This window comes from Burkholderia sp. HMSC10F09 (assembly GCF_001806955.1).
In the GTDB taxonomy this organism is placed as follows: Bacteria; Pseudomonadota; Gammaproteobacteria; order Burkholderiales; family Burkholderiaceae; genus Burkholderia; species Burkholderia multivorans.
Genome location: NZ_KV786860.1, coordinates 92,358 through 98,740, shown reverse-complemented (window position 1 = coordinate 98,740; position 6,383 = coordinate 92,358). Strand labels below are relative to the sequence as shown.

The following is a 6,383-nucleotide window of genomic DNA, read 5'->3' as shown; positions in this document are numbered from 1 at the left end:
CGGGCGCGTCGCTTGCGGCGCGCGACGCGGCGGTCGGCGTGATCGATGCGCGCACTGCGATCGTCGAGACGGCCGAGGTCGTCGGCATCACCGATCCGGTCGGGATGAGCGTGCCGGTCGACGCACGCAGCACGCGCGGCATGGGCGAGGCGATCCGCGCGCTGCTCGACGAAGGCGTGCGCCGCTTCTTCGTCGCGCTCGGCGGCAGCAGCACGAACGATGCCGGCGCGGGCCTGTTGGCCGGGCTCGGGCTGCGCTGTTTCGACGCGGCCGGCCAGCCCGTGGAGCCGGTACCCGCGCGGCTCGCCGACATCGCGCGAATCGATGCGTCGGCACTCGATCCGCGGCTCGCGGAAGCGGAATTCGTCGGGATGTCCGACGTCGACAACCCGCTGACCGGCGCGCATGGCGCGACCGCGGTGTTCGGGCCGCAAAAAGGCGTGACGCCCGAGCAGGTCGCGACGCTCGACGCCGCGCTCGGCCGCTTCGCCGATCTGCTCGAGGCCGCGCTCGACCGCCACGCGCGCGATCTGCCCGGCGCCGGTGCCGCGGGCGGCCTCGGCTTCGCGCTGCGGATGCTCGGCGCGCAGTTCGAGGCAGGCGCGGAGGTCGTCGCGCGGCAGATCGGGCTCGACGCGGCGCTCGAGGGCGCCGACTGGCTGATCACCGGCGAAGGGCGCTCGGACGTGCAGACGCTGCACGGCAAGGCGCCGTTCATCGCGTGCCGTCACGCGCAGGCGGCCGGCGTGCCGGCGTCGCTGCTGTCCGGCGCGATCGATCCGACCGCGCTGCCGCGGCTGTCCGAGTACTTTTCCGGCTGTTTTTCGCCGGCGCCGGGCCCGATTTCGCTCGACGTCGCGATCCGCGACGCGGCGACGCTGCTCGCGAACGAAGCCGAACAGTTGACGCGCCTGAAATACGGCGCACACTGACCGTTGACCCGAGCGCGCGATACAGGAACAATCGGGCCCGCCATTTTTCTTCAGGATGCGACATGAAAGGCCGACAAGCCGGGCTCGATCAGTTTCTGACCTATCGCCTTCACGCGCTGACCAAGCGATCCGACCGCGGCATCGGCGAGGTGTACCGGCACAAGCTCGGCATCTCGCTGCCCGAGGCGCGCGTGATCGCGGCCGTCGGTGCGTTCGGTCCGTTCTCGATCATGGATCTCGCGCGCCACACGAATCTCGACAAGAGCCAGGCGAGCCGCGCGGCCGAAGCGCTGCTGCGCCAGGGCCTGCTCGAGCGCAGCGCGAGCGACGAGGACGGCCGCATCGTGCTGATCGCGCTGACCGCCGACGGCCGCGCGCTGTACCGGAAAATCATGCCGATCGTGCGCAAGTGGAACGACGGGCTGCTCGCGTGCCTGTCCGAGAGCGAACGGAACACGTTCGAGCGGCTGCTCGACAAGGTCGTCGCGCACGCGCTCGAACGCGACAACTGACGCCGTCGCGCGACAAGCGCGTCAAATCGTCCGCGCCGACGGTGCCGGTCGGCAGGACGCATACGCTTTGTTCAGATCAATGAAGCCGATGCCGGCGGCGCGCGCGGCGCCGCTCGCGCACCGCGCGATAGCCGGCTATAGCCCGCTGTTCGCGGCGCGCTGACGCAGCAGCCCGAGCACCGCGTCGCAGTACGGCGTCGGCACGTTCAGCCTGCGCCCCAGCTCCGGGAACACGCCGAGAATCGGCCCGATCTCCAGCGGCCGCCCTGCCTCGAAATCCTGCAGCATCGACGTCTTGAACGCGCCGAGCTTGCGCGTGACCGCGATGCGCTCGGGGCCGCTCATGCCGGTCGACAGCCCGAGCTTCGCGCCGATCTGCGCGGCCTCCTCCATCATCCGCAGCGCGAGATCGTGCGTGAACGGATCGTCGAGCAGCTGTTCGGCCGTCGAGCCCGTCAGCGCGCTCAGCGGATTCATGTTCATGTTGCCCCACAGCTTCGCCCAGATCTCGGTGCGGATCGCGGGCGTCGATTCGACGTCGAATCCGCCAGCCGAGAGCAACGCCGCGAAGCGCGCGGCGGCCGCCTCGAGCCGGCCGTCCGGCGCGCCGACGATCAGCCGGTTGCCGCGTCCGCGCCGGACGACGCCGGGCGCGTCGGTGCTCGACGACAGATGCACGACGCAGCCGATCGCCTGCGCGGGCGGCAGCGCGGCCGACACGGCGCCGGCCGGATCCACTGCTTCGAGCGGTACGCCGTCGAGCGGGCCGGCGAGCCCGTGCGTGAACCACCACGGCAAACCGTTCATCGCCGCGACGATCACCGTGTCCGGACCGACGAGCGGCGCGATCCGCGCGGCCAGCGCCGGCAGCGCCTGCGCCTTCAGCGCGATCACCACGTAGTCCTGCACGCCGAGCGCGGCCGCGTCGTCGCTCGCGTGCACGGCGACCGTCGAGGTTGCGCCCGCGTCGTCGATCACGCGCACGCCGTGCGCGTTCAGCGCGTCGAGCGTCGCCCCGCGCGCATACGCGCTCACCGTGACGCCGGCGCGCGACAGCGCCGCCGCGAGCAGCCCGCCGATCGCGCCGACGCCGACCACCGCTGCGCGCACCGCGCCTGAATTCGTGTCGTTCATGATGGAATGTCCGTATGCCGGGAGTTCTGGAGCATAACGCCCAATCGTTGCGGATACAACGACCTCCGGTGCGTTCGATCGCCTTCAGCGCAGGTCGCGCGGTGCCGCGGCCGGCCGCTCGTCCGGCACGTCGGCGCTCGCGCCGAGTACGCCCGCGATCTGGCTCTTGTCGTGCATGCCGAGCTTGCGGTACGCGCAGCGCAGATAGTGGCGCACCGTCGTCGGCGAGATCGCCATCTGCTGCGCGACTTCCTTGTGCGACCGCCCCGCACCGTAATAGCGGATGGCGGCAAGTTCGCGCGGGCTCAGCCGGTCGAGCAGCGAGCGCGGCCGCGCTTCGAGCTGGAACAGTCCGGCGACCGGCACGCAGCCGATCCGCAGCGCCGTGCCGACGAAAGGCTGTGTTGAGTGACGCCGCAGATGCGCGACGAGCGGTTCCGGCACGCGCGTGCCCGACCATGCCGGCCATTCGGCGCGCAGCACGTCGTCGAAGCCGTGATCGGCATGGTGCAGCACGCCGAAGTTGTCGCACAGCGCACGCGACGCCGGCGCGCCGGCATCGCCGCGCTCGCGCGTGAGTTGCGCGGCGCGGTTGATCGTCAACGCGGCGGCCAGGTGCGGAATCACTTCTTCGAAACGTTGCGCATCGGCGTCGCCGAACGGACGATTCAGCCCCTGACGGTAGATCGACATGAAAGTCGTCAGCCCGAAGCGCCGATCGAGCGTGCACACGCACATCAGCTGCGCGAGCCCGTATTTCACGCACCAGTCGCGAAAGCGCGGATCGAGCCCCGGCTCGACGACCGACAGCCGTACCGCGCGGCCATGCGCGCCGCGCAGCGTGCGGTGCGCGAGCGGATCGCAGTCGCGCACGCGTTTCCAGTCGCCGAAGAACGCGTCCGGAAGACGGTACAGGAAGCTGTTGTGCATCACGGGGCCGGTCGCCATGTGCGTCGCGACGCCCGTCCACGCGGCATCGAACGGAATCAGCGCCTGCAGCAGCGAAAAGAAGCGGCATTCGAATTCGCCGATGGCCGACTGTGCGGCGAACGCATAGAGGTCGAGCAGCATCAGGCCGAGTTCGCGCTGCGCGGTGTCGCCGTGCGCGACGCCGTCGAAGTCCGCGCGCCGCGGCGACGGCGGCGGCCACGCGGCCTCGTCGAGCACGATCGCCGCCGGCACGTCGCGCAGCGCATCGAGATCCTGCCCGGTACCCGTCGTGATCCTCACCTTCCGCTCTCCTGCCCGTGCGGGCCGCCGATGTGCGCAACGCAGACCGGCCGATTATAGCGAGCGTCATTTTTGACGGGCCGGCGCGCCGCCACGCGGCGCAATCCCATCCATTTGAACGGGGCGCGACGCATTGCTGCCGCGCAGCACGCGCGCCCGCGGCACCGCGACGCTACGGCGCGGCGCACCGCGGGTTTTCCGCAACCTCCATCTGAACGGCTGTTCGGCGCCTTTGCGGCCGCCGACACTGCGTCGCGATTCCCCACGACCACGATGCGCCCGCATGGAGAACCCGACGTGATTACATCGCGCTTCATCCGCACGGCAGCCGCCGCGACCGTCGCCGCATGCGGCGCGGCCGCACACGCGCAGTCGACGCTCACGCTGTACGGCGCGCTCGACGTCGGCGTGCAGTACATGACGCATGCCGACGCGCATCGCTCGGCCGTGCAGTTGCAGAACTACGGAATCGTGCCGTCGCAGATCGGCATCAAAGGCAGCGAGCCGCTCGGCGGCGGCTGGCGCGCGCTGTTCAAGCTCGAACAGGGCATCAACGTGAACGACGGCACGGCGACCGTGCCCGGCCTCGCGTTCTTTCGCGGCGCGTACGTCGGCATCGCGGGGCCCATCGGCACCGTCACGCTCGGTCGGCAGTTCAGCGTGCTGTTCGACAAGACGCTGTTCTACGACCCGCTCTGGTATGCGTCGTACAGCGGACAAGGCGTCATCGTGCCGATGTCCGCGAACTTCATCGACCGCTCGGTGAAGTATCAGTCGCCGACGTTCGCCGGCTTCGATGTCGAGGCGCTCATCGCGACGGCCGGCATCGCGGGCAATACGCGCGCCGGTCGCGTACTCGAGCTCGGCGGCCAGTACGCGAGCAACGGACTGTCGGTCGGCGCGGTGCTGCATCAGTCGCACGGCGACATATCGGCGACGGACGACGCATCGGGCCGACGACGTGAACTCGGCACGCTCGCCGCGCGCTATGCGTTCGCCGCGCTGCCGCTGACCGTTTATGCGGGCGTCGAGCGCCGGACCGGCGACCTCGATGCGGCGCGCACGATCGTCTGGGGCGGCGCGCGCTATCTGACGACGGGCGGCATCGGCCTCAATGCGGGCATCTATCACACCGATTCGCGCACGCCGGCGATCGGTCATCCGACGCTGTTCATCGCGAGCACGACGTACGCGCTGTCCAAACGCACGGTCGCGTACGTGAACCTCGGCTACGCGCGCAACGGCAACCGGAGTTCGCAAACCGTCTACGAATACGACCCGACACCGCTCGCCGGCGCATCGCAGTTCGGCGCGATGGTCGGCATGTACCACCTGTTCTGAACCCACTGCGAGACGCCGCGATGAAGACCCTTGCCTCCGATACCGTGCGCGCATCCGATGCGCACGCCGCCCCGTTCGCCCCCGCGACGCTCGTCGCACTCGTCGTGTTCGCCGCGATCACGCCGCTGCTGCTGCTCGTCGCGCCGGCCGTCGCCGCTCAACTCGCCGTGCAGCTTCGCTTGTCCGCGTCCCAGATCGGCACGTACTTCTTCGTCGAACTCGGCGCGTTCAGCGCGGCGACCGTGCCGTCGTATCTGTGGCTCGGCCGCGTCGATGCGCGGCGTGTCGCGGCGTGCGCGATCGCGCTGTTCGGCGCGGGCAATCTGCTCACCGCGCTGTGGATGCCCGACTTCGCGACGCTGCTCGCACTGCGCGCCGCGACCGCACTCGGTGGCGGCACGCTGATGGTGCTCTGCATGACGAGCGCCGCGACGAGCGAGAACAGCGATCGCGTGTACGGGCTGTGGGTCGTCGGCCAGCTGATCGCCGGCGCGATCGGACTGTTCGTGCTGCCGCACGTGTTCGTCGCGTTCGGCTTGCGTGCGCTCTACTTCGCGCTCGCGGCACTGGCGCTGGCCGCGGCGCCGCTGTCGCGCGGCTTTGCGCGCTCGACCGGCATGCACGTCGCGCGACACGCACGCGGCGCCGCGCTCGGGATGCCGGCCGGCTGCGGCGCGCTCGCGATCGGCGCGGTGCTCGCGTTCTATCTCGCGATCGGCAGCGTGTGGACCTTCGCGAGCCGCGCCGCGGCCGACGCCGGGCTCGATTCGCAAGCGGCCGGCACCGTATTGGCGGTCGCGAGCGTGATGGGGATCGCCGGTGCGGCGCTCGCGTCGTGCGCGGGCGGCCGCGTCGCGCGCCGCACGATGCTTTGGACCGGCTACGCGCTGCTCGCCGCGTCGCTCGTCGCGCTGGCCGCGCAGCCGCGCGCGACCGGCTACAGCGCCGCGATCTTCACGTTCAAGTTCGCGTGGACGTTCGTACTGCCGTTCATCCTTGCGACTGTCGCGCAGATCGATACGTCCGGCCGCCTCGTCGCGACGCTCAACTTCGTGATCGGCGCGGGCCTCGCCGCCGGGCCGCTGCTCGCCGGGCTGATGCTCGATGCCGGCGGCACGATGCGCGCCCTGTTCGTCGCCGCGACCGCGGTCGCCGCCGTGTCGTTCGCCGCGCTGCGCGGCATCGAACGCACGGCACGCCGCTCCGCTTCTTCCCAACCTTGACAGGTCATACC

General features: G+C 70.6%; 6 protein-coding genes. 4 read left to right on the top strand and 2 right to left on the bottom strand.

Annotated features, from left to right (window positions below; translation table 11 throughout):
- A partial coding sequence (locus tag HMPREF3115_RS23565) for a glycerate kinase (RefSeq protein ID WP_070556311.1) occupies positions 1 to 932 on the top strand: 932 nt, incomplete at its 5' end.
- A gap of 62 nt (positions 933 to 994) precedes the next feature.
- Positions 995 to 1,444: a MarR family winged helix-turn-helix transcriptional regulator gene (locus HMPREF3115_RS23560; protein ID WP_006402233.1), complete on the top strand. Its 450-nt coding sequence runs from the start codon at positions 995 to 997 to the stop codon at positions 1,442 to 1,444.
- A 135-nt stretch (positions 1,445 to 1,579) separates the two neighbouring features.
- Here the strand turns inward: HMPREF3115_RS23560 and HMPREF3115_RS23555 are convergent, their stop codons facing one another.
- Both HMPREF3115_RS23555 and HMPREF3115_RS23550 read right to left on the bottom strand, forming a co-directional pair.
- The gene (locus HMPREF3115_RS23555; RefSeq protein ID WP_070556309.1) at positions 1,580 to 2,578 is read right to left on the bottom strand and encodes a 2-dehydropantoate 2-reductase; all 999 of its coding nucleotides are present in this window, start codon (positions 2,576 to 2,578) and stop codon (positions 1,580 to 1,582) included.
- A gap of 84 nt (positions 2,579 to 2,662) precedes the next feature.
- On the bottom strand, positions 2,663 to 3,808 hold the full coding sequence (locus tag HMPREF3115_RS23550; protein WP_070556307.1) for a helix-turn-helix transcriptional regulator: 1,146 nt from the start codon (positions 3,806 to 3,808) through the stop codon (positions 2,663 to 2,665).
- A 273-nt stretch (positions 3,809 to 4,081) separates the two neighbouring features.
- Here HMPREF3115_RS23550 and HMPREF3115_RS23545 point away from each other — a divergent pair, with 273 nt between their 5' ends.
- Complete coding sequence (locus tag HMPREF3115_RS23545) at positions 4,082 to 5,149, top strand: porin (protein WP_233632898.1); 1,068 nt, start codon at positions 4,082 to 4,084, stop codon at positions 5,147 to 5,149.
- 20 nt (positions 5,150 to 5,169) lie between these two features.
- Complete coding sequence (locus tag HMPREF3115_RS23540) at positions 5,170 to 6,372, top strand: MFS transporter (RefSeq protein ID WP_070556305.1); 1,203 nt, start codon at positions 5,170 to 5,172, stop codon at positions 6,370 to 6,372.
- The last annotated feature ends 11 nt before the right edge of the window (positions 6,373 to 6,383 follow it).

What these genes read in the sequence shown, in the direction of transcription:
- HMPREF3115_RS23540 (WP_070556305.1), top strand. Translation starts at nt 5,170, where the DNA reads ATGAAGACCCTTGCCTCCGATACCGTGCGCGCATCCGATGCGCACGCC.
- HMPREF3115_RS23555 (WP_070556309.1), bottom strand. Translation starts at nt 2,578, where the DNA reads ATGAACGACACGAATTCAGGCGCGGTGCGCGCAGCGGTGGTCGGCGTC.
- HMPREF3115_RS23545 (WP_233632898.1), top strand. Translation starts at nt 4,082, where the DNA reads ATGCGCCCGCATGGAGAACCCGACGTGATTACATCGCGCTTCATCCGC.
- HMPREF3115_RS23560 (WP_006402233.1), top strand. Translation starts at nt 995, where the DNA reads ATGAAAGGCCGACAAGCCGGGCTCGATCAGTTTCTGACCTATCGCCTT.